Raw genomic sequence first — 17,653 nt, 5'->3', positions numbered from 1 at the left:
GGAAGGATATGGCGTCTGAAATCAAACCGATCTACGGGACGGAGCGCGTGCATCTCGCGGATGTCGTGCCGCTCGCTGCTCCCTACAGCGCTTTCGTCTTTCCGACGACGTACTGCAACTTCAAGTGCGCCTACTGCGGTCACTCGCTTGGCCATGCCGAGATGAAGCGCCAGTACGACTTCAAGCCCGAGCACATGACGATGGAAACGTATGAGAAGACGATCGAACAGCTCGCGGAGTTTCCGCAGAAGCTCAAGATGCTGTCTCTGACGGGGCAGGGTGAGCCGCTCTTAAATCCCCACATCGCCGATATGGTGTGCCTGGCGAAGGAAAAGGGCGTCGCCGAGCGCATTGAGATCATCTCAAACGCTTCCCTGCTGCACCACGCGCTCGCCGACGCGCTCATCGACGCGGGGCTCGATACCCTGCGCGTGTCGCTGCAGGGGCTTTCTTCGGAGAAGTATGCGTCGATCTGCAAGGCGCGCGTGAACTTTGAGGAGCTGTTGGAGAACCTGCGCTATTTCTACGCGCACCGCGGCAAGACAAAGCTCTTCCTGAAGGTCATGGATGTGGCGCTCGACGAGGGCGAGGACGAGAAGTTCTACGCGCTCTTTTCCGACATGACGGACCGCATGTATATCGAGCACATGCTGCCCGCCTACGACGGTGTGGAGCTGACGCAGGGCATGGAAGTCGAGTACGACCGCTACGGCGGCAAGACGGACGGCATCCGCAAGGTCTGTCCGCTCGCCTTCTATATGCTCGGCGTGTTTCCGAACGGCGACGTCGAGCCGTGCGATACGATATACAAGCCGGTCGTCCTCGGCAATGTGCATGAAGAGCGCATCCTGGATATGTGGCACGGGGAAAAGCTGCGCGAGTTCTGGCGCCTGCAGCTTGAAGGCAGGCGCGAGGAGAACAGGCGCTGCGCGCACTGCTGCGCACCGAATGACGTCGCGCACCCAGAGGATATCTTGGACGGTGCGGCAGAAGAGATCCTCAAGCGTTTGGAGGCATGGCGATGAAGGCGCAGCGCATCGACGGGCAGACGCCCGGCGGCAAGAGGCAGCGTCTCGCCGACCGACTGCCGCTCGATACGCCGTTTTCCATCCAAGTATTTCCTGTCTATGCGTGCAATCTCGCGTGCGCCTATTGCATCCACTCCGTGCCGTTGGAGGAGCGCGGCTTCATCGCTGCCAAGACCGTGCTTGACATGGGACTTTACCGAAAGTTCATCGCCGATCTTGCCGAGTTTCCCAGCCCGCTCAAAATGCTGCGCTTTGCAGGTACGGGCGAGCCGCTCCTGCATCCTCAGATTGCCGAGATGGTCGCATGTGCGAAGGCGGCGGGCGTCGCCGAATCGCTCGACATTGTGACGAACGGTCTGCGGCTGACGCGTGAGTTGTCTGCGGCGCTCGTCCGTGCGGGACTCGGGCGCATCCGCATTTCTCTGCAGGGTCTTTCGGATGCGGCATACGCTTATACGAAAAAACGGGGCATTTTTCAAAACCTCGTGGAGAATATCGGCTGGCTCTACGCGCATCGCGGCGATACGAAGATCTATGTGAAGATCATGGACTGTGTGCTCGGCGATGGTGAGGAAGCAGAGTTTTTGCGCATCTTCGGCGACATCGCCGACTTCATCGCGGTCGAGCATCTGATCCCCGCCGTCGAGCAGATCGATTACGAAAAGCTCGCGGGTCACGCGCTCGCCGATGTGACACAGAACGGCGCCGCCGTGCGCATGGCAAAGGTTTGCCCGCAGCCATTTTACATGATGCAGTTCAATCCCGACGGCAAGATGGTTCCATGCTGCGCCATGGAAACGGCGGCGATATTGGGCGACGTTGCGAAAGAATCCGTGCGCGCAATCTGGCAGGGCGAACGCTTGCGAGCCTTCCTCGAAGCCCAGCTTCGCGGCGAAAAGTCCGCGTATACGACGTGCGCGAAGTGCAGACAGTACCGCTATGCGATGTTCGAGGAAGATGTGCTCGATCAAGATGCAGAGCGTTTGTTAAAGGTGTTTGGCAATAGGGGGAAGAACGTGTGATAAAGAAAGACGGTGTTTCGGTTCATGGGGAGCGGCGGCCGCTGGCGGATGTCGTCCCGCTTGCGATGCCCTATGCGCTGACCGTATTTCCGATGCGAGCCTGCAATTTCCGCTGCTTTTACTGTCGTTTGACGCAGGCGAAAAGTGATCAGGAGAAGTTCAGCAAGAACGTGCAGCTTCCGCTCGCTACGTTTTACCGTCTCGTCGATCAGATTCGCGCTGTGGGAAAGCGGCAATTGAAAGTCCTGCATTTCGTGGGGTGGGGAGAGCCGCTTCTGCATCCTGATCTGCCTGAAATGATTCGCTATGCGAAGGAGAAGGAGATCGCGGAAAGCATTGATGTCGTCACGAACGGATCGCTTCTTCATAAAGAATTGTCCCGAAAGCTCATTGCGGCGGGGCTTGATTGGCTGCGCATCAGTATACAGGGGATGGATGCTGAGAAGTATCGGGAAGTTTCCGGCGTGGATCTCGATTTTTCGGCATTCGTCGCACACATACGGGAGTTTCATGAAATGACAAAAGTATGCGGGGGGGGTACAAAGGTGTACGTCAAGATCTTGGACTTCGCTTTGGACAAAGAGGAACATTTTCATGAAGTATTCGATCCTGTCGCTGACTTGACCGCCGTCGAGCATCTCGTTCCGTTAGCGGATGAAAATACGTCGGATGTAGCGCAGTTGGGCGGCGAGATCTCTTCTGCGCGGCTTTGCTCCTTCCCGTTCTATCAATGCCTGTTAAACCCGGATGGCGATATTCTGCCGTGCTGCGTTGGGGACAACGATCTCGCCGTCGGCAATATTCTCAAAGAGGATTTCCCTTCCATTTGGACAGGGCGGGCGCTCAACGATATGCGCTGCCATCTCCTGCGCGATGAGCGGCATCTATATGCGAGCTGCCGTGACTGCCGCCCGTTTCGCAACATCATGTGCAGGGAAGATATGCTCGATGATGATGCAGAGCGAGTGCTGCAAAAATTTCAAGATCTTTGATAAACTACACGCACAAACGTCCACTTTGTGGACAAAAGTGCGCCGCCCTTACAGAAACCTAGCCAATCAGTCTGCGCCCTTCGGCTTGACTTCTTGGGGGTTCATAGTAGAATACAATCGCAAGTGTTTCATGAGGTGCTTTTATGAATTATTTGTTGGTCATGCCGCGTTTTGTCGATACGATCGGCGAGTGGTATCATTTCCCTTTGGGAATCCCCTACGTTTCATCAAGTATGAAGCAGTCGGGGCTTCGCGTATTTACGCTGAACATGAACAGCCGCGAGGGTGTGACGCGCGAGATCATAGCGGAAGAGATCCGAGCACACTCGATCGATGTCGTTCTGACGGGCGGGCTGTCTTTTCAATATCCAGCGATTCGCGAGATCTTGCAGGCGGCGAAGGATGTCGATTCGCGCATCGTTACGGTCGCAGGCGGCGGCATCATCACGAGTGCGCCTGCGGCGGGCATGGAGGTCTTGGAGTTTGCGGACTACGGCATCGTCGGCGAGGGCGAGGAGACGACGCCGGCGCTTTGTCATGCCTTGGAGCGCGGCGAAGATGTGATGGCAGTCGAGGGCATCGTTTACCGTGACGACGGCGTCTGGATGCGCACGAAGGCGCGCAAAGAGGTCGCCGATCTCGATGCGATTCCCTTCCCCGACTACGAGGGATTCGACTTTTCGAAGATCGCCGCGATGGTGCCGAGTCTCCTCGGCATGAACGAGGATCATGCGATCACGATGACGACGAGCCGCTCGTGCCCGTTCCAGTGCACGTTCTGCTTCCATACGAGCGGCAGTCACTACCGCAAGCGTTCGTTGGACAATTTCTTCGAGGAACTAGACCTCCTCGTGGAAAAGTATCGTATCAAGTACATTTTTGTGTCGGACGAGCTTTTTGCCATCAACATGCAGCGCGTGGTCGAATTCTGTGCGCGTATTAAGCCGTACAACATTCGCTGGTGGGCGCAGTTCCGCGTATGCGATGTCACGGAGGAGATGGTGCGCATCCTCAAGGACTCGAACTGCGTGACGATGGGCTTCGGTTTGGAGAGTGCAGACGACGGCATTCTGCGCAGCATGAACAAGAAGATCCGTTTCGAGCAGACGGAGAAGGCTCTGGCTCTCGCCTACCAGTACGGGCTGACGATTCAGGGCGGCTTCATCTTCGGCGATGTGGAGGAAACGATCGAGACGGCGAAGCGCACGCTCGATTGGTGGAAGGCACATACGGAATACGGCATCACGCTGAACTTCATCACGACGTATCCGGGAACGCCGCTCTATAAGACGGCGCTCGCACGCGGCATCATCAAGGACGAGGTGAAGTTCATCCGCGACGGCTGCCCTGTCGTGAACCTTTCGAAGATGTCGAAGGAGGAGCTGGACTGGCTTGCAGGCGAGGTCATGCGCCTGCCGCAGCGCGCTTTCCTGCCGCCGGAGGACATTCATGACGTGTATGTTGATTATGCGCACCGCGCTTTGAGCTTCACGGGAAAATGCACGGAATGCAGCGAGGAGAACCGTTGGGAGAACGTGCGATTTTTCACGCGCAACGTCCTGACGTGCAAGAAGTGCGGCAAGAAGCACAAACTGCCGATCTTGCCCGAAGTCGTGCGCTACATCACGTCATCGGTGGAGATTTTGCGCGAGGAATGCGGCAAGATTGCTTTCTGGGGCATCAACGACTACTTTGCCACGATGATCCCCGACCTGCCTTTCGTCGGAGCGACAGGCGTCTTTCTCATTGACAATTCGAAGATCAAGCAGGGCAGCGAGGTCGATGGGCATCTCATCCACAGCCCTGAGATTTTGGATGCGGAGAAGATCGATACGGTCGTCGTGCCTGTCGTTTCTCTGATGTCTACCATCGAGAAGCAGATTCATCAGGCGTTTCCGCGCGTCAAGAACGTCATCAACATTCTTGACCTCGTGAAACCGACGGATGAAAAATGTGTGGGGTGATGAAGGAATGTCGATGGAAAAGTTTGCAGCGGGCGAATGGTCGGAGCTTTTTGCCGCGCCATACGTCATCTGGGGTACGGGGCGTGTGGCGCAGGCGTTTTATCGGACGTACTGTGCGCCCGAGGGCAAGAAGCCGATCTTCTGGGTGGACAGCAACGCGGCGAAGCACGGCAGCCGTATCGCAGGCATCGAGGTCGCCGCGCCCGAGACGTTCTATCAACGGAGTGAGGATATGTACGCCAAGGGCGGGCGGCTGTCCGTCGTCATCGGCGCGACGGGCATCTTCCTGCTCGAAATCCTTTCTTTGCTGGAGCACAGAATGGTCAAGGCGACGGTCTATTCCGCCGTACAGCTTGACGCTGCGTGCTATTTTTCTGCGGAACACGCCCGAATCGAGAAGATCGCGCAGAAGTTCTCTGACGAGAAGTCACGTCATATTTATCGCTCGCTTATCGCGAACATGAAGAGCGGCAGGCCTGTAGATTTTTCGCTCTATGAGCCGAACCAATACTTCGGCAACGATGTTATCGGTGAACTTGCGCAAGGGGAGGTCTTTGTCGATGCGGGCGTGTGTCATGGCGAGGAAATCGACCGTGCAATCCACGGGGGGGGCATATTTGTCCACGGGTTTGAGCCGGATGCGGAGAACTATGCGTATCTATTAAAGAAATACGAGGGCAGGGACGATGTGCGCATTCATCCGTGTGCGTTATGGGATAAGGATGAGCGGCTCGTATTTCAAAGCAACGCCGCGACGCCGTCGGCTTCGCGACTGGCGGGCGCGGATGCACACGAAAAGGCGGCGGGCATCGCGGCGCGTCCGCTCGACGATGTGCTGCAGGGCGCAGCGTGCACGCTTCTCAAGATGGATATTGAGGGGGCGGAGTACAACGCGCTTCTCGGCGCGGCAAAGACGATCGAGCAGCATCGCCCGAAGCTTGCGGTCTGCGTCTATCACAGCTTGGAGGACTATGTGCGCATCCCGGAGCTGCTCATGGAGCGCTATCCGTTCTACCGTTTCTTCCTGCGTCAGCACAGCGCGACGAGCGGTGAAACGGTGCTTTATGCATTATGACGGGACAGCGGAAGTTGACGGCGGCAATCGCCCGAGAGTATCTGCGTGAGGCGCATAGGCGCGCGCCGAAGCTGTGGATTCGTCACTCGTACTATGTCGGGCTGGCGGCGGGGAAGATTGCGGCGCGTGTGCCGGCGATGGACGGCGATCTTGCATGTGCCTATGGTTTTTTGCACGACATCGGGCGGCGCTTCGGTGAGATGCGCATCAATCACATTTTCTGCGGCTGGCGCTACCTTTTGGCAGAAGGCTACGAGGAGGCGGCGCGCATCTGCCTCACACATTCCTTTCCCGTGCAGGATGCGCGTTCGGTCACGGGCGTTTGGGACAGCACGGAGGAGGATATCGCTTTCTTGCGAGAGTACCTTCCAAGCATCACCTACACGGATTACGATCGCCTGATTCAGCTTGCTGACGTCTTGGGCGACGCTTCGGGCATCGTCGTCCTGGAGAAGCGGCTCGTCGATATCATCCGCCGCTACGGACTTGATGCGGCGAACGTCCCCTCACGATGGGCGGCGCTCTTTGCGATCAAGGAGGATTTCGAGCAGCGCATGGGCATGACGATCGAGGAGGTCTTGGAGCTGCGTCCGTGCAGCTTCGAGCAGGCGTTTTCAGAGGAGGATTGGACGTGACGGAGGCAGCAGGGATTTTCACGCGTGAGGAAACGCGGCTTGCAGGCTGCTATGTCCTGCGCACGAAGGTGCGCGAGGATATGCGCGGCTCTTTCACGAAGGTGTACCATGAGGGCGCTTTTCGCGAGTTGGGATTGACGACGGAGTTTCGAGAGGAATACTTCTCCGTTTCCAAGAGGAATGTGCTGCGCGGTCTCCACTTCCAATTGCCGCCCGCCGACCACGAGAAGCTCGTCTGGTGCATGAGCGGCAAGGTGCTTGATGTCGTGCTCGACTTGCGCCGCGCGTCCTCGACGTATGGCGCGCATCAGAGCTTCATGCTGTCCGGAGGTTCGGGCGAGATGATTTATATCCCGCGCGGCATGGCGCACGGATTTTTGACTTTGAGCGATGAAGCCGTCATGATGTACAAGGTGACGAGCGTCTATGCACCCGCGTGTGATGCGGGCATACGCTGGGATACGGCGGGTATCGACTGGGGCGTTTCCTCGCCGCTTCTGTCGGAGCGCGATCAGGGGTTCGTTTCTTTGGCAGATTTTTCGAGTCCGTTTTGATGGTTTGATCGTTTGGATGTGTCGATGTGCGAGGGGGATGACGATGCGCGAGATACTTCATATCACGACGCACATGGGCGGCGGTGTCGGCAAGGTGCTTTCGGGGCTTCTTGCCGCCTTTGCTGCCGAGGGCGGGGATCGCCACGAGCTTCTGCTGCTCGAAGAGCCGGAGAAGCGCAATTTCTTCGATCTTCTTGCCGAGGTGGGCGTCGCCGCACACGTCGAGCAGGATGCGGCGAAGATCGCCGAGGCGATGGCGCGCGCGGACATCGTGCAGTTGGAGTGGTGGCATCACCCGCGCATGGTGCGCTTCTTGCTGGAGCTTTCGCCCGTGCCCGCGCGGCTCGTCCTCTGGGCGCACGTTTCGGGCGCGTTCTATCCTTGGCTGCCGCCCGCATTCCTGCGCGTGCCGCAGCGCTTCGTATTCACGTCGGCATATTCGTATGAGAATCCTTTCTGGGACGCGGCGCAGCGCACTTGGGCGAAGGAGCACGCCGCGATGGTCAACAGCGTCGGCGACTTCTCGGCAGAGGAGCCGCGTCATGAGGCGCACACGGGATTTTCTGTCGGCTACGTCGGCACGCTTTCCTATGCGAAGCTGCATCCCGATTTTGTGCGCTTCTGTGCGCGTGTCAAGGACATATGCGGCGTTTTTTTTCGTCTGGTCGGCGATGCGCAGAACGAGGCGCGGATTCGCCGCGATGCGGCGCCTTTCGGTCTTGCCGAGCAGCTTTCCTTTGCGGGCTATGTGACGGATGTGGCGGCGGAACTGCGCCGTATGGATGTCTTCGCCTATCTGCTCAATCCGCAGCATTTCGGCACGACGGAGAATGTGTTGCTTGAGGCGATGAATGCGGGTCTTGCTGTCGTCGCGCTCGACCAATGTGCGGAAAAACATCTCGTGCGTCACGGCGAAACGGGACTCTTGGTGCGCACGCCTGAGGAATTCGAGCAGGCTCTGCGCCGTCTCTATGCGCATCCTGAGGAGCGTGCGCGGCTCGGGCGAAATGCGCGGCGCTATATCGAGGAGAATTTTTCCGTAGGGCGCACGGCGGCGCATTTGAACGCCATCTACGATGCGGTCATGAAAATGGAGAAGACGATGTGCGATTTCACCGGCATGGGAAAAGACCCGCATGAGGTATTTTTGAACTTCCTGCCGCCGCCGCTTCACGAAGGTTTTGCGCAGGGGAGCGTGCCGAAGGAGCTGCCGGAAATCCTCTTGGGCGAGAGCAAGAGTTCCGTGCGCCATTTCGCGCGGATCTTCCCCGAGGACGAGATGCTTTGTGGCTGGGCGCGTGAAATCGTGCAGAGAAAGGGGGGCGGTGCGCGATGAAGAAGCGCATCCTCTTGACGGGCGTCACAGGCTTTGTCGGCAGGCATCTCGCGCAGCGCATGATCGAGGCGGGCTGGGAGGTCGCTGCCATCGTGCGCCCGTCGTCGGATTTGGAGGCGCTTTCCGCTGCGGTGCGCGGGCGTGTCGATTTCCATGTGTACGTGGGCGGCACGCTCACGGATATCGTGTGCGAAGCGGAGCCGACGGTCGTCTGCCATCTCGCTTCGCTCTACCTTGCCGCGCATGAGAGTGCGGACATTCCGGCGCTCGTCGCGAGCAACATCCTCTTCGGCACGGAGCTGCTGGAAGCGATGGCGAAGAACGATGTGCGCCGCTTCGTCTTTGCGGGCACGAGCTGGCAGCACTATCAAGGGATGCAATATTCGCCCGTCAACCTCTATGCGGCGACGAAGGAAGCATTCGAGGTCATGCTGCGCTACTACGAGGAGACGGCGGGGCTTCATGCCGTCGGTTTGAAGCTCTTCGATACCTATGGCGAGGGCGATACGCGGCGCAAGATTCTCGCGCTCTTAGAGGAGGCGGCAAAGACGGGCGAAGAGCTCGCTCTTTCGCCCGGCGAGCAGAAGCTCGATCTCGTCCATGTCGATGACGTCGCCGAAGCTTTTCGGCTCGCGGCAGAGTATCTTGCAGCGGACAGAGCGGACATCTGCGGCGAGTACGCCGTAAGTGCAGGGACGGCGCTATCGCTTCGGGAAATCGCCGCGCGTCTGGAAAAGCTGCTCGGCAAGAAGATTCCCGCACGCTGGGGCGCACGGCCTTACCGCAGCCGCGAGGTCATGGAGCCGTGGAGCACGGGCAGGCTTCTGCCGGGCTGGCAGCGCAGGCACAAGGAGATCATGTAGCTTACGGAAAATTTCGGTTGACAAGGCGGCATGGGTCTGTTATTATATCTTATGTCGTAAGCTTGCGGACAGATTTTCCGTAGCTTGCGCGTCAATCGCATATGGAGTGGTACTCAAGAGGCTGAAGAGGACGGTTTGCTAAATCGTTAGTGTGGGCAACTGCAGCGGAGGTTCGAATCCTCTCCACTCCGCCATTTAAAAATATAACCGCCGATTTCGTTCGGCGGTTTTTTCATATTCGTAGGTTTTGACGTCTCATGCAGAATTGTTCCCTTGAACCGTCACTGCACGGCTATGAAGGGTGTCGTTTCCAAATAGATCTCGAAGGTGCGCGGCCATGGGAAGCTCATGTCGGTTTGGAGGTCGTAGACGGCGAGTTCGGCGCTTTCTCCGCCGGGCAGATGGACGCGGAAGGGGCGACGGCACGCCTTTGTGCTCTTGAAGGTCTGCAGACGGTCATTCATCGCTTCTCTGAGCATCGCGGTCGCCGCGAGGTAGTCGCGTTCTAAGTCGAGGTCGTAGACGTTTTTTGTGCCGTTTTTCTTGAGGTTCGTATTGACGAGAGTGATGACGTCTTTGAGGTAGAAATAGTCTTCCAAGAAACGATTGTTGAGCAGCTTGAGATTCGCAGCGTGAAGTGCGAGAACTTCCTCTCGCGTCGCCGCCTTTTCGCGTGCGGCGGTAAAAATCGCTGCTTGCGAGAGTGCTGTGCCGATGGAGTTGCTCGCCGTGTTCCATCCGGCATAAGAGCGAAGCCCTTCGATGGGAGTACCGCGCTCGATCAGGAGCGGCAGCAGCGTCTCCTCGGCTGCGAAGTGGCGGCTGAGGTCTACGAGAGCGACGGGCGTGCCCGAGGCGAGGTATCTTTCGATGCGCTCGACACTTTTTCGGCGAGAGGCGAGGGTTTTTTCCGAGCCTGCGCTGATGAAGAGCACGAAGTCGGCGCTCGCGGCGGACGCCGTACATTCGCCGTCGAAAACAGCGATTTTTTCCCGCGCCGTTTCGCGCAGGGAAATCGCCATGAAGGGCAGGATTTCGTCGGGCGTTGATTCGTCATTCCAATCGAGAAAGATCTGCGGATGGTGACCGTTTTTTGCGGCAGAGATGGCAGCAAGAAGCGTCAGCGCGAGTTCGTCGGCACCGTGGACGATGGCAGCTTTTTCTTTTGGAATTTGTTCTTCGATGAGAAAAGCCTGCAGATGGCGCTTCTCGATGTTGGGGATGCTGTACTTTTCGCCATCGTCCTGTCCGATGAGGAGTCGTTCCAGTGTTCCTTCCTTGACAAGTTCGATGAGAGCGCGGGAGAGGCGCTCGTTTTTCTCGAAGAGCGCGAGGTACTGCGCGAGGCTTGCGGGATTGATTTTCTCTTCCAGTTCCTGCATCTTCGCAGCGTCCTCGGGGGCGCCGCAGAGCGCATAGCGATCGGCGAGGCGCGAGTAAGCGAGGAGGTATTTGTTGTCGTAATAGTCATCGATGTTCGCGGGCGGAATCATGCGCGGCAGGATGGAGAAGGCATAGATGGGAACCGTCGGATGCGCGGCGTGCAGTTCGCGCAGATAGGCGATGAAGGCCTCGATTTCGTCGGGCGATTTGTCCGCCTCGCGTGCCGCGAGCAGACCGCCGTAGAGAAGCTGGTCGATGGAGATGATGGCGGCGTCGCTTTGCGCCAGATTTTCGCGCAGCCACTTCTGTGCCTCCTTCGTTTGGCCCGGCATCGTGTAGTAGTCCTGCATCTCGTAGGGCAGGGCGGCAATCTCTGTTCCTGCGACATCGGCGGTGTCGAGTACGAGTTGGCGGCACGGTGGTCTGCCGTCGAGCGGCACGAGAACGACGCGCCCCATCTTTTCACGCACGGCGTTGAGCGGTGCGCCGCCGTAAGAAGGGCGCAGGAAAGCGTGGAAGAGTGAAAGGACACAGAGCGCGAGGACGATGAAATACAGAAGTCGCTTTTTCAAGGAAGTTCCTCCTAAAACAATTCGATTTTTCAATATTATAGCATAGTGCGGTTCACGAAACGAAGAAAATATGATAGAATATGAAAGGTCATCCTTGACTTTGAGGTGAGATTATGCGTATCATCACGGGCACAGCGCGTGGCTGTCGCCTGAAAACGCCGAAGGGCGAGGCTACGCGGCCAACGGCAGACCGCATCAAGGAGTCGCTTTTCAATATCCTCGGACGGCGTGTCGAAGAGGCGCGCGTGCTCGATCTCTTCGCTGGGACGGGTGCTCTGGGACTCGAGGCCTTGAGCCGCGGTGCGGCGTCGGCACTCTTTGTCGACGAGAAGACGGCATCTCTGATCGAGGAAAATGCCGCTAAGACGCGGCTTTTAGAGCATGCTGAGGTCGTGCGTGCTGATGCTCTGCGCGTCTTGGCGCGCCTTGGCGCTCTGGGGCGTTCCTTCGACTTGATTTTCTGCGATCCGCCGTACCGACGGGGGCTTTGGGAGAAGGCTCTTTCTTCTGTGGATAGAGGAGGTCTGCTCACGCCCGATGGCTGCATGATCGTGGAGCACGGCACGGAGGAGGCGCTTCCGGCGCTGCAAAATCTCCGTTGCGTACGCGAGGAGATTTATGGCAGGACGACACAGCTACGCTTTTTCACGCGAGCTGCAAAGGGCGAGGAGGAGAATCCCGATGATCAAGGCTGTATGCTCGGGGAGTTTTGATCCTGTGACGAACGGGCATGTCGATATTTTCGAGCGCGCCAGCCGCATGTTTGATGAGCTCATCGTGGGCGTTTTCCACAACATCCGAAAGACGCCGTTCTTCACGGTAGAAGAGCGCGTGGAACTTTTGGAAGAGGCGACGCGCCACATCCCGAACTTGCGCGTCGGCGCTTTCGAAGGGCTTCTGCCCGAATACATGCGCAGCGTAGGAGCGACCGTCATCGTGCGCGGCCTGCGTTCCGTCACGGACTATGAGTATGAGCAGAAGCAGGAGCAAATGCTTAAGTACATCGCGCCCGATATCGAGACGGTGTTTTTGCTCACGGATCCGCGCTATTCCTTCGTCAGTTCTTCGGGAGTGCGGGAAATCGCAAATTTTCACGGGCGCGTGACAGGACTTGTGCCCGAGTGTGTAGAATTAGCTATAAATAGGCATTTTGAAGATACAAATCATTGAAGGAAGATGTTTCCTTATATCAATATTCTTGAAAAGAAGGCGGGCAGAAATATGGCTGTAAAAAATATTTTGGATTCCATAGAAAATCTTGTTGTCGAGTCGAGGCGCATGCCTTTGATGAACAAGAGCCTCATTGACGAGACGGATCTCATCCACCTTGTTGACGAGTTGCGCCGCGAATTGCCTTTGGAACTGCAGAAGGCGGAGCGGGTCATGCAGGAGCGTCAGGAGATTCTCGATCGTGCGAACGACGAAGCTGCGGCACTCATCGAGAAGGCGAAGAAGTACGCGGCGGAGCTTGTCGACAAGAACGAGATCGTCATGCAGGCAGAAGAGAAGGCCAAGGCGATCATGCAGCAGACGAAGGAGCAGGAGCGCGAGATCATGGAAAAGACCATGGCGAATGCAAAACAGCTTAGAGACGATGCCGACCAATATGCGAACCAGGTCTTTGACCATCTGATCGGCAACCTCGGCAACGCTCTGCAGGTCGTGCAGCAGGCAAAGGACGATCTGAATCACGGTTCCAGAGGCTGATGAACGGAGAAGAAGGCGCTGTGCAAGGCAGCGCCTTTTGTCTATGCGACGGAGAGAAGCCGCAGATTTTCCTGCAAGGCTTTCTGTGCAGGAAGATTCATAGGATGAGGTGAGATTTGTGGAGCAGAAGGAATTGGGCTTCGCCGCCGTCGATACGGGACGTGAGAAACGTCAAGGATTTGCTGAGGTCGTCTATGGCGCGGGCAAGACGGCAGAGCAGATTGCCGAGATTTTGAAGACGCTGCTCGCCGAGAGCGAGGGCAACGTCATGGCGACGCGTGTTGACGCACAAAAGGCGCGGGCGGTGCTTGCCGCCTTGCCTGAGGCGCACTACGACGAGGTTTCGCGTATCGTTTATGTCGAGCGCAAGGTGCGATGCGAGGATGCGGCGCACCGCATACTCGTCCTCACGGCGGGCACGAGCGACATCCCCGTCGCCGAGGAAGCGGCGCTGACAGCAAGGCTCATGGGAAACGACGTCGGAACGATTTATGACGTTGGCGTCGCGGGCATCCATCGCTTGCTTGCCCACAAGGAGGAACTTATGTCGGCGAATGTCGTCATCGTCGTCGCCGGCATGGAGGGGGCACTCGCGAGCGTCGTTGGCGGCCTCGTCGCGCGTCCCGTCATCGCCGTGCCGACGAGCGTGGGCTATGGCGCATCGTTTCACGGGTTGACGGCGCTTCTTTCCATGCTCAATTCGTGTGCGACAGGTGTCGCCGTCGTGAATATCGACAACGGCTTCGGTGCGGGCGCGATGGCGAGCCGCATCAATCAGACGAGGTGAAATATGAGAGCGATATATTTGGACTGTTTTTCAGGACTGAGCGGCAACATGCTGCTCGGCGCGTTCCTTGCGGCGGGCATGCCGCTGGAAACGCTGGAAGCCGAACTGCGTCGCCTGCCGATGGCGGAAGAGTTTCGTTTGAAGGTTAGTTCCGTGAAGAAGAACGGCATTGCCGCGACGTATGTCGACGTCGAACTTTTGGGCGCAACGCATTGGCATTGCTGCGAGCATGGGGAAGGAGACGACCATGCGCATGAACATAGCTGCGAGCATGACCACGGACATGCAAATGAAGGAGCTGTGCCTGCACATGAGCATAGTCATGAGCATCACCATCGTACGATGCATGATGTGCGCACAATCTTGGAGCGCTCGTCGCTTTCCGCGGAAGTCAAGGAGATGAGTCTCAAGATCTTCGGCGTTCTCGCGCAGGCGGAGGGCAAGGTGCACGGTGTGAGGCCAGAGGACGTGCATTTCCACGAGGTCGGTGCTGTCGATTCCATCGTCGACATAGTGGGAATAGCGATCTGCCTCGACTATCTTGAAATCGAGAAAATTTTCGTTTCCCGCGTGAATACGGGAAGCGGCACCGTGCATACGCAGCACGGACGTATGATGGTGCCCGCGCCCGCGACGGCGGAGCTGCTGCGGCTTTTTCCCACCTATCATGAAGGTGCGGCGAAGGAGTTGACAACGCCGACGGGCGCCGCCGTCCTCGCCGCACTCGCCGAGTTCTCCGATCATGTGCCTACAGATCTTCTGACGGAATGCATCGCCTACGGTGCGGGCACGTGGGATCTCGAACTGCCGAACGTTGTGCGGCTCTATATCGGCGAGTGCAAGAGCGGTGGAAAGCGCGATCTCTCGCTCATCGAGACAAACATCGACGACATGGACGCGCAGCTCTTCGGCTATGTGAGCGAGCGCCTCTTCGCCCTCGGTGCGCTCGATGTCTGGACGACACCTATCTACATGAAGAAAAATCGCCCAGCGCACATGCTGTCCGTTCTCGTGGAGGAGGACAAGAGGGCACAGTGCCTTTCTCTGCTCTTTTCCGAGACGACGAGCATTGGCATGCGCGTGCTGCACGTCGATGAGCGCGTCGAGGCTGTGCGCCATACGGCGCTCGTCGATACACCGCACGGCAAGGTGCGCTGCAAGGTCAGCGCCTACGGCGGCAAGATCGTTTCGCTCTCGCCCGAGTATGAAGACTGCCGCGAGATTGCTGCGCGTGAGGGCATTCCGCTGAAGCGCGTGCGCCAAGAAGCGCTCGACGATCTGCGCGAGCGGCTTGGCGAATGATGGAAAAGGAAAAAGAGGAAACACTCTCCTCCCTTCTGCAGTCCTACGGTTCTGCCGCCGTCGCCCTGTCGGGCGGCGTCGACAGCGCCGTCCTGCTCGTGGCGGCGGTGCGCACGCTCGGCGCGGCGCATGTCGTCGCCGCTACCGCTGCATCTGAGCTTTTGGCTGAGAGGGAGCTAGAGGACGCGAAGCGCTGCGCGGCTCTTGCGGGCGTTCCCCTGACGATTTTGCCGGCAGACGACCTCACCTCATCCGACGTCGTAAGGAACGACGAGCGCCGCTGTTACTACTGCAAGAAGCGCCGCTTTGAAATGTTGGTCGCATGGGCGAAGGAACATGGCTTCCGACGTGTCCTCGATGGCACGAACGCTGACGATGCGGGAGACTATCGCCCAGGACTCGCCGCGATCGAAGAGCTTGCTCCTTTCGTCGCCTCGCCCTTGAAAGAAGCGCGGTGGACGAAGCGCGATATACGCGAAGTGGCGAAAGCGTGGGGCGTCCCCGTATGGTCGAAGCCCAGCGCCGCTTGTCTAGCCTCGCGCATCGAGTATGGTATCGAATTGACGAGGGAGCGCCTTCGTGCGGTGGAAGTCGCAGAAAATGCCCTGCGCCGTTACATCCATGGTCAGCTTCGCGTGCGCTGTCACGGCAGACTCGCACGCATCGAGATCGAGCCGGCGGAGTTCGATGTTTTCTGGCAGCACAGGGAAGAGATGGAAGATGCCGTACGGTCGGCAGGCTTTACCTATGTGACGCTGGATTTGCGTGGCTATCGCATGGGCAGTCAGAATGAAGGTCTGGATATGGATTCGTAGAGGATGCATCGCGCCTAGAGGAGATGATTCGCCTCTTCGGCGCGGTTGCTTTTCATTTATGAGAGGACGCTCATTGCCTAATATATGATATAATGAGAACAGGCATCCGGTGTTCTAGAGGAGTTGGCGCACGGGTTGATTTTAAAATTTTCAAAGGAGGGAACCATTATGAAACTGAAGAAAGTACTTTCCGTGGCGTTTGCTATGTTGTTACTCTCGTCCAGCCTCTGTTTCGCCTCCGTGGAGCGCTATTCGATCAGTGAGAGCGTCATGAAGACGAAATGCACCGATCAGGCGCGCTCCTCTGTCTACGTGAAGAATGGCAGCAGCTACACCGAATATTGGTGCACTCGCTCGGGTCCGCCTGCGGCTCATGAAATCGCTGCGGAACTGAGCAACGGCGTGGAAGTGTACACGCCGAACAAAGTCATCTACAGCACTTGGAAATCCATGGGCGCCGTGCGCGATCTGGGCAGCATGCGTGTTCCTGGCGTTGATGTCTACCATTTCATTTTCGCAGCGCCCAACGCTCTACCCAACTGAGTACAGCATGTACATCGACCATAGGATGCCAATAGAATACTATTGATGCAAGCAAGAGAATCCCCTGTTTGGGCTGTGTGCCAAAGGCAGGGGATTCTCTCTTTTCATCGTATGATTACGTATTCTGTATTTTGAAATTATGCAGGAAGAGAGCAAGAATGCCGCTTTCTATGAGAAATACGGTTTTTCGGCGTTCTCTTTTCCTCCAAGATCGAAAAAGAGCAATTTCGACGCGGTTGATTTTTTCCGCCCGTTCGCTATAATGAAGGTAGATATTTGCCGAGAACAGAGCCGTACAGGTGCGGCAAGGGAATGTATGCTTTTGGATATTCAAGGGGGTGTTCAATATGGCGCAGACAACATTCAGCGTGCGGATGGAAGAGGGGCTTAAGAGACAATTTGAGGGATTGTGCCAGGAATTTGGGATGAATATGGCGACCGCTATCCATGTGTTTGTCAGAGCCGTGGTACGAGAGCGCAGGATACCTTTTGAAATCTCTTCGTTGGAGACGAAGTTGACGAGAGAGGGCGCTATGCAAGCGTTCATGACTCTTCGCCAAGAAGCAAAGAGAAGCGGTGCGGTTGATATGACGTTGGAAGAAATCAATCGAGAGATTGAAATGGCTCGACAGGGAGCAGGGAAATGACTTGCCTTGCTGTGATTGATACGAATGTACTGGTGTCTGCGTTGCTGTCTTCTAAAGATGACGCTGCTACTGTGCAGGTTGTTGGCAGGATGATTACAGGAGAAATCGTTCCGTTGTACAGCGATGTAATCATGAAAGAGTATCGAGAGGTTTTAGAACGCAAGAAGTTTGGATTTTCTCCGCAGAAGATAGAGTATTTGCTGTCTTTCATGGAACGATTCGGCATTTTTGTGCAGGCAAGGCCGATTGATATTATTTTGCCTGATATGAAAGATATACCTTTTTATAAAGTCGTCATGGAAAAGCGCTTGGATGGAGCATATCTCGTTACTGGAAACATGAAGCATTTTCCTGAAAGGCCATATATCGTTACACCAAAACAGCTTTTGGATATTATGGACAGTTGAAATAGATTGCACAGGGGAGGC

The 17,653-nt window shown here is 57.0% G+C and carries 18 protein-coding genes, 1 tRNA gene and 1 pseudogene; 19 read left to right on the top strand and 1 reads right to left on the bottom strand.

Features of this window, described 5'->3' with window-relative positions:
* Window positions 1-8 precede the first annotated feature (8 nt).
* The 10 genes from OL236_RS06395 to OL236_RS06350 all read left to right on the top strand — a co-directional run bounded on the left by OL236_RS06395 (window position 9) and on the right by OL236_RS06350 (window position 9,663).
* On the top strand, window positions 9-1,025 hold the full coding sequence (locus OL236_RS06395) for a radical SAM/SPASM domain-containing protein (protein WP_265070012.1): 1,017 nt from the start codon (window positions 9-11) through the stop codon (window positions 1,023-1,025).
* Window positions 1,016-2,050 carry a radical SAM/SPASM domain-containing protein gene (locus tag OL236_RS06390; protein ID WP_232208182.1) on the top strand — a complete coding sequence of 345 codons (1,035 nt, stop codon included), beginning with the start codon at window positions 1,016-1,018 and terminating at the stop codon, window positions 2,048-2,050. Before OL236_RS06395 ends, OL236_RS06390 begins: the two co-directional genes overlap by 10 nt.
* Window positions 2,047-3,042, top strand: a complete 996-nt coding sequence (locus tag OL236_RS06385) for a radical SAM/SPASM domain-containing protein (RefSeq protein ID WP_265070011.1) — start codon at window positions 2,047-2,049, stop codon at window positions 3,040-3,042. The genes OL236_RS06390 and OL236_RS06385 overlap by 4 nt, the downstream gene beginning before the upstream one ends.
* Before the next feature lie 143 nt (window positions 3,043-3,185).
* Entirely contained in the window at window positions 3,186-5,006 is a 1,821-nt protein-coding gene (locus OL236_RS06380; protein WP_265070010.1) for a B12-binding domain-containing radical SAM protein, read from the top strand.
* Between the two features lie 13 nt (window positions 5,007-5,019).
* Complete coding sequence (locus OL236_RS06375) at window positions 5,020-6,081, top strand: FkbM family methyltransferase (protein WP_265070009.1); 1,062 nt, start codon at window positions 5,020-5,022, stop codon at window positions 6,079-6,081.
* Complete coding sequence (locus OL236_RS06370; protein ID WP_265070008.1) at window positions 6,078-6,716, top strand: HD domain-containing protein; 639 nt, start codon at window positions 6,078-6,080, stop codon at window positions 6,714-6,716. Before OL236_RS06375 ends, OL236_RS06370 begins: the two co-directional genes overlap by 4 nt.
* Window positions 6,713-7,270 (top strand): dTDP-4-dehydrorhamnose 3,5-epimerase, encoded by a 558-nt coding sequence (gene rfbC / locus OL236_RS06365; protein ID WP_265070007.1) that lies wholly within the window; start codon window positions 6,713-6,715, stop codon window positions 7,268-7,270. Before OL236_RS06370 ends, rfbC begins: the two co-directional genes overlap by 4 nt.
* Window positions 7,271-7,313: 43 nt before the next feature.
* Window positions 7,314-8,606, top strand: coding sequence for a glycosyltransferase family 4 protein (locus OL236_RS06360; RefSeq protein WP_265070006.1), 1,293 nt, complete (start codon window positions 7,314-7,316; stop codon window positions 8,604-8,606).
* Window positions 8,603-9,469, top strand: a complete 867-nt coding sequence (locus tag OL236_RS06355) for an NAD-dependent epimerase/dehydratase family protein (protein WP_265070005.1) — start codon at window positions 8,603-8,605, stop codon at window positions 9,467-9,469. The genes OL236_RS06360 and OL236_RS06355 overlap by 4 nt, the downstream gene beginning before the upstream one ends.
* Window positions 9,470-9,572: 103 nt before the next feature.
* Window positions 9,573-9,663, top strand: a tRNA-Ser gene (locus OL236_RS06350).
* Between the two features lie 87 nt (window positions 9,664-9,750).
* Here OL236_RS06350 and OL236_RS06345 read toward each other — a convergent pair.
* Window positions 9,751-11,424, bottom strand: coding sequence for a DUF4127 family protein (locus OL236_RS06345; RefSeq protein ID WP_265071752.1), 1,674 nt, complete (start codon window positions 11,422-11,424; stop codon window positions 9,751-9,753).
* Between the two features lie 113 nt (window positions 11,425-11,537).
* Between OL236_RS06345 and rsmD the strand changes: the two genes are divergently transcribed.
* The 9 genes and pseudogenes from rsmD to OL236_RS06300 all read left to right on the top strand — a co-directional run bounded on the left by rsmD (window position 11,538) and on the right by OL236_RS06300 (window position 17,632).
* Window positions 11,538-12,137 carry a 16S rRNA (guanine(966)-N(2))-methyltransferase RsmD gene (gene rsmD, locus OL236_RS06340; protein ID WP_009645701.1) on the top strand — a complete coding sequence of 200 codons (600 nt, stop codon included), beginning with the start codon at window positions 11,538-11,540 and terminating at the stop codon, window positions 12,135-12,137.
* Window positions 12,106-12,594 carry a pantetheine-phosphate adenylyltransferase gene (gene coaD, locus OL236_RS06335; protein WP_265071751.1) on the top strand — a complete coding sequence of 163 codons (489 nt, stop codon included), beginning with the start codon at window positions 12,106-12,108 and terminating at the stop codon, window positions 12,592-12,594. The genes rsmD and coaD overlap by 32 nt, the downstream gene beginning before the upstream one ends.
* A 51-nt stretch (window positions 12,595-12,645) precedes the next feature.
* A complete protein-coding gene (locus OL236_RS06330; RefSeq protein ID WP_037369825.1) occupies window positions 12,646-13,131 on the top strand; it encodes an ATPase in 486 nt (161 codons plus the stop codon).
* 43 nt (window positions 13,132-13,174) lie between these two features.
* A pseudogene (gene larB, locus OL236_RS06325) lies at window positions 13,175-13,918 on the top strand (nickel pincer cofactor biosynthesis protein LarB).
* A gap of 3 nt (window positions 13,919-13,921) precedes the next feature.
* Window positions 13,922-15,220 carry a nickel pincer cofactor biosynthesis protein LarC gene (gene larC / locus OL236_RS06320; RefSeq protein WP_265071750.1) on the top strand — a complete coding sequence of 433 codons (1,299 nt, stop codon included), beginning with the start codon at window positions 13,922-13,924 and terminating at the stop codon, window positions 15,218-15,220.
* Window positions 15,217-16,035, top strand: a complete 819-nt coding sequence (gene larE, locus OL236_RS06315) for an ATP-dependent sacrificial sulfur transferase LarE (protein WP_265071749.1) — start codon at window positions 15,217-15,219, stop codon at window positions 16,033-16,035. The genes larC and larE overlap by 4 nt, the downstream gene beginning before the upstream one ends.
* Window positions 16,036-16,203: 168 nt before the next feature.
* Window positions 16,204-16,578 (top strand): hypothetical protein, encoded by a 375-nt coding sequence (locus OL236_RS06310; RefSeq protein ID WP_265071748.1) that lies wholly within the window; start codon window positions 16,204-16,206, stop codon window positions 16,576-16,578.
* A 347-nt stretch (window positions 16,579-16,925) separates the two neighbouring features.
* Complete coding sequence (locus OL236_RS06305) at window positions 16,926-17,225, top strand: type II toxin-antitoxin system RelB/DinJ family antitoxin (protein WP_265071747.1); 300 nt, start codon at window positions 16,926-16,928, stop codon at window positions 17,223-17,225.
* A gap of 11 nt (window positions 17,226-17,236) precedes the next feature.
* The gene (locus tag OL236_RS06300) at window positions 17,237-17,632 is read left to right on the top strand and encodes a putative toxin-antitoxin system toxin component, PIN family (RefSeq protein ID WP_265071746.1); all 396 of its coding nucleotides are present in this window, start codon (window positions 17,237-17,239) and stop codon (window positions 17,630-17,632) included.
* The last annotated feature ends 21 nt before the right edge of the window (window positions 17,633-17,653 follow it).

The organism is Selenomonas sputigena (assembly GCF_026015965.1).
In the GTDB taxonomy this organism is placed as follows: domain Bacteria; phylum Bacillota; class Negativicutes; order Selenomonadales; family Selenomonadaceae; genus Selenomonas.
Note: the sequence above shows the minus strand (reverse complement) of the source record. Positions and strands in the feature narration are given on the sequence as shown.

What these genes read in the sequence shown, in the direction of transcription:
- OL236_RS06375 (WP_265070009.1), top strand. Translation starts at nt 5,020, where the DNA reads ATGGAAAAGTTTGCAGCGGGCGAATGGTCGGAGCTTTTTGCCGCGCCA.
- OL236_RS06360 (WP_265070006.1), top strand. Translation starts at nt 7,314, where the DNA reads ATGCGCGAGATACTTCATATCACGACGCACATGGGCGGCGGTGTCGGC.
- OL236_RS06395 (WP_265070012.1), top strand. Translation starts at nt 9, where the DNA reads ATGGCGTCTGAAATCAAACCGATCTACGGGACGGAGCGCGTGCATCTC.
- OL236_RS06355 (WP_265070005.1), top strand. Translation starts at nt 8,603, where the DNA reads ATGAAGAAGCGCATCCTCTTGACGGGCGTCACAGGCTTTGTCGGCAGG.
- rsmD (WP_009645701.1), top strand. Translation starts at nt 11,538, where the DNA reads ATGCGTATCATCACGGGCACAGCGCGTGGCTGTCGCCTGAAAACGCCG.
- larE (WP_265071749.1), top strand. Translation starts at nt 15,217, where the DNA reads ATGATGGAAAAGGAAAAAGAGGAAACACTCTCCTCCCTTCTGCAGTCC.
- OL236_RS06310 (WP_265071748.1), top strand. Translation starts at nt 16,204, where the DNA reads ATGAAACTGAAGAAAGTACTTTCCGTGGCGTTTGCTATGTTGTTACTC.
- coaD (WP_265071751.1), top strand. Translation starts at nt 12,106, where the DNA reads ATGATCAAGGCTGTATGCTCGGGGAGTTTTGATCCTGTGACGAACGGG.
- larC (WP_265071750.1), top strand. Translation starts at nt 13,922, where the DNA reads ATGAGAGCGATATATTTGGACTGTTTTTCAGGACTGAGCGGCAACATG.
- OL236_RS06370 (WP_265070008.1), top strand. Translation starts at nt 6,078, where the DNA reads ATGACGGGACAGCGGAAGTTGACGGCGGCAATCGCCCGAGAGTATCTG.
- OL236_RS06380 (WP_265070010.1), top strand. Translation starts at nt 3,186, where the DNA reads ATGAATTATTTGTTGGTCATGCCGCGTTTTGTCGATACGATCGGCGAG.
- OL236_RS06390 (WP_232208182.1), top strand. Translation starts at nt 1,016, where the DNA reads ATGGCGATGAAGGCGCAGCGCATCGACGGGCAGACGCCCGGCGGCAAG.
- OL236_RS06305 (WP_265071747.1), top strand. Translation starts at nt 16,926, where the DNA reads ATGGCGCAGACAACATTCAGCGTGCGGATGGAAGAGGGGCTTAAGAGA.
- OL236_RS06330 (WP_037369825.1), top strand. Translation starts at nt 12,646, where the DNA reads ATGGCTGTAAAAAATATTTTGGATTCCATAGAAAATCTTGTTGTCGAG.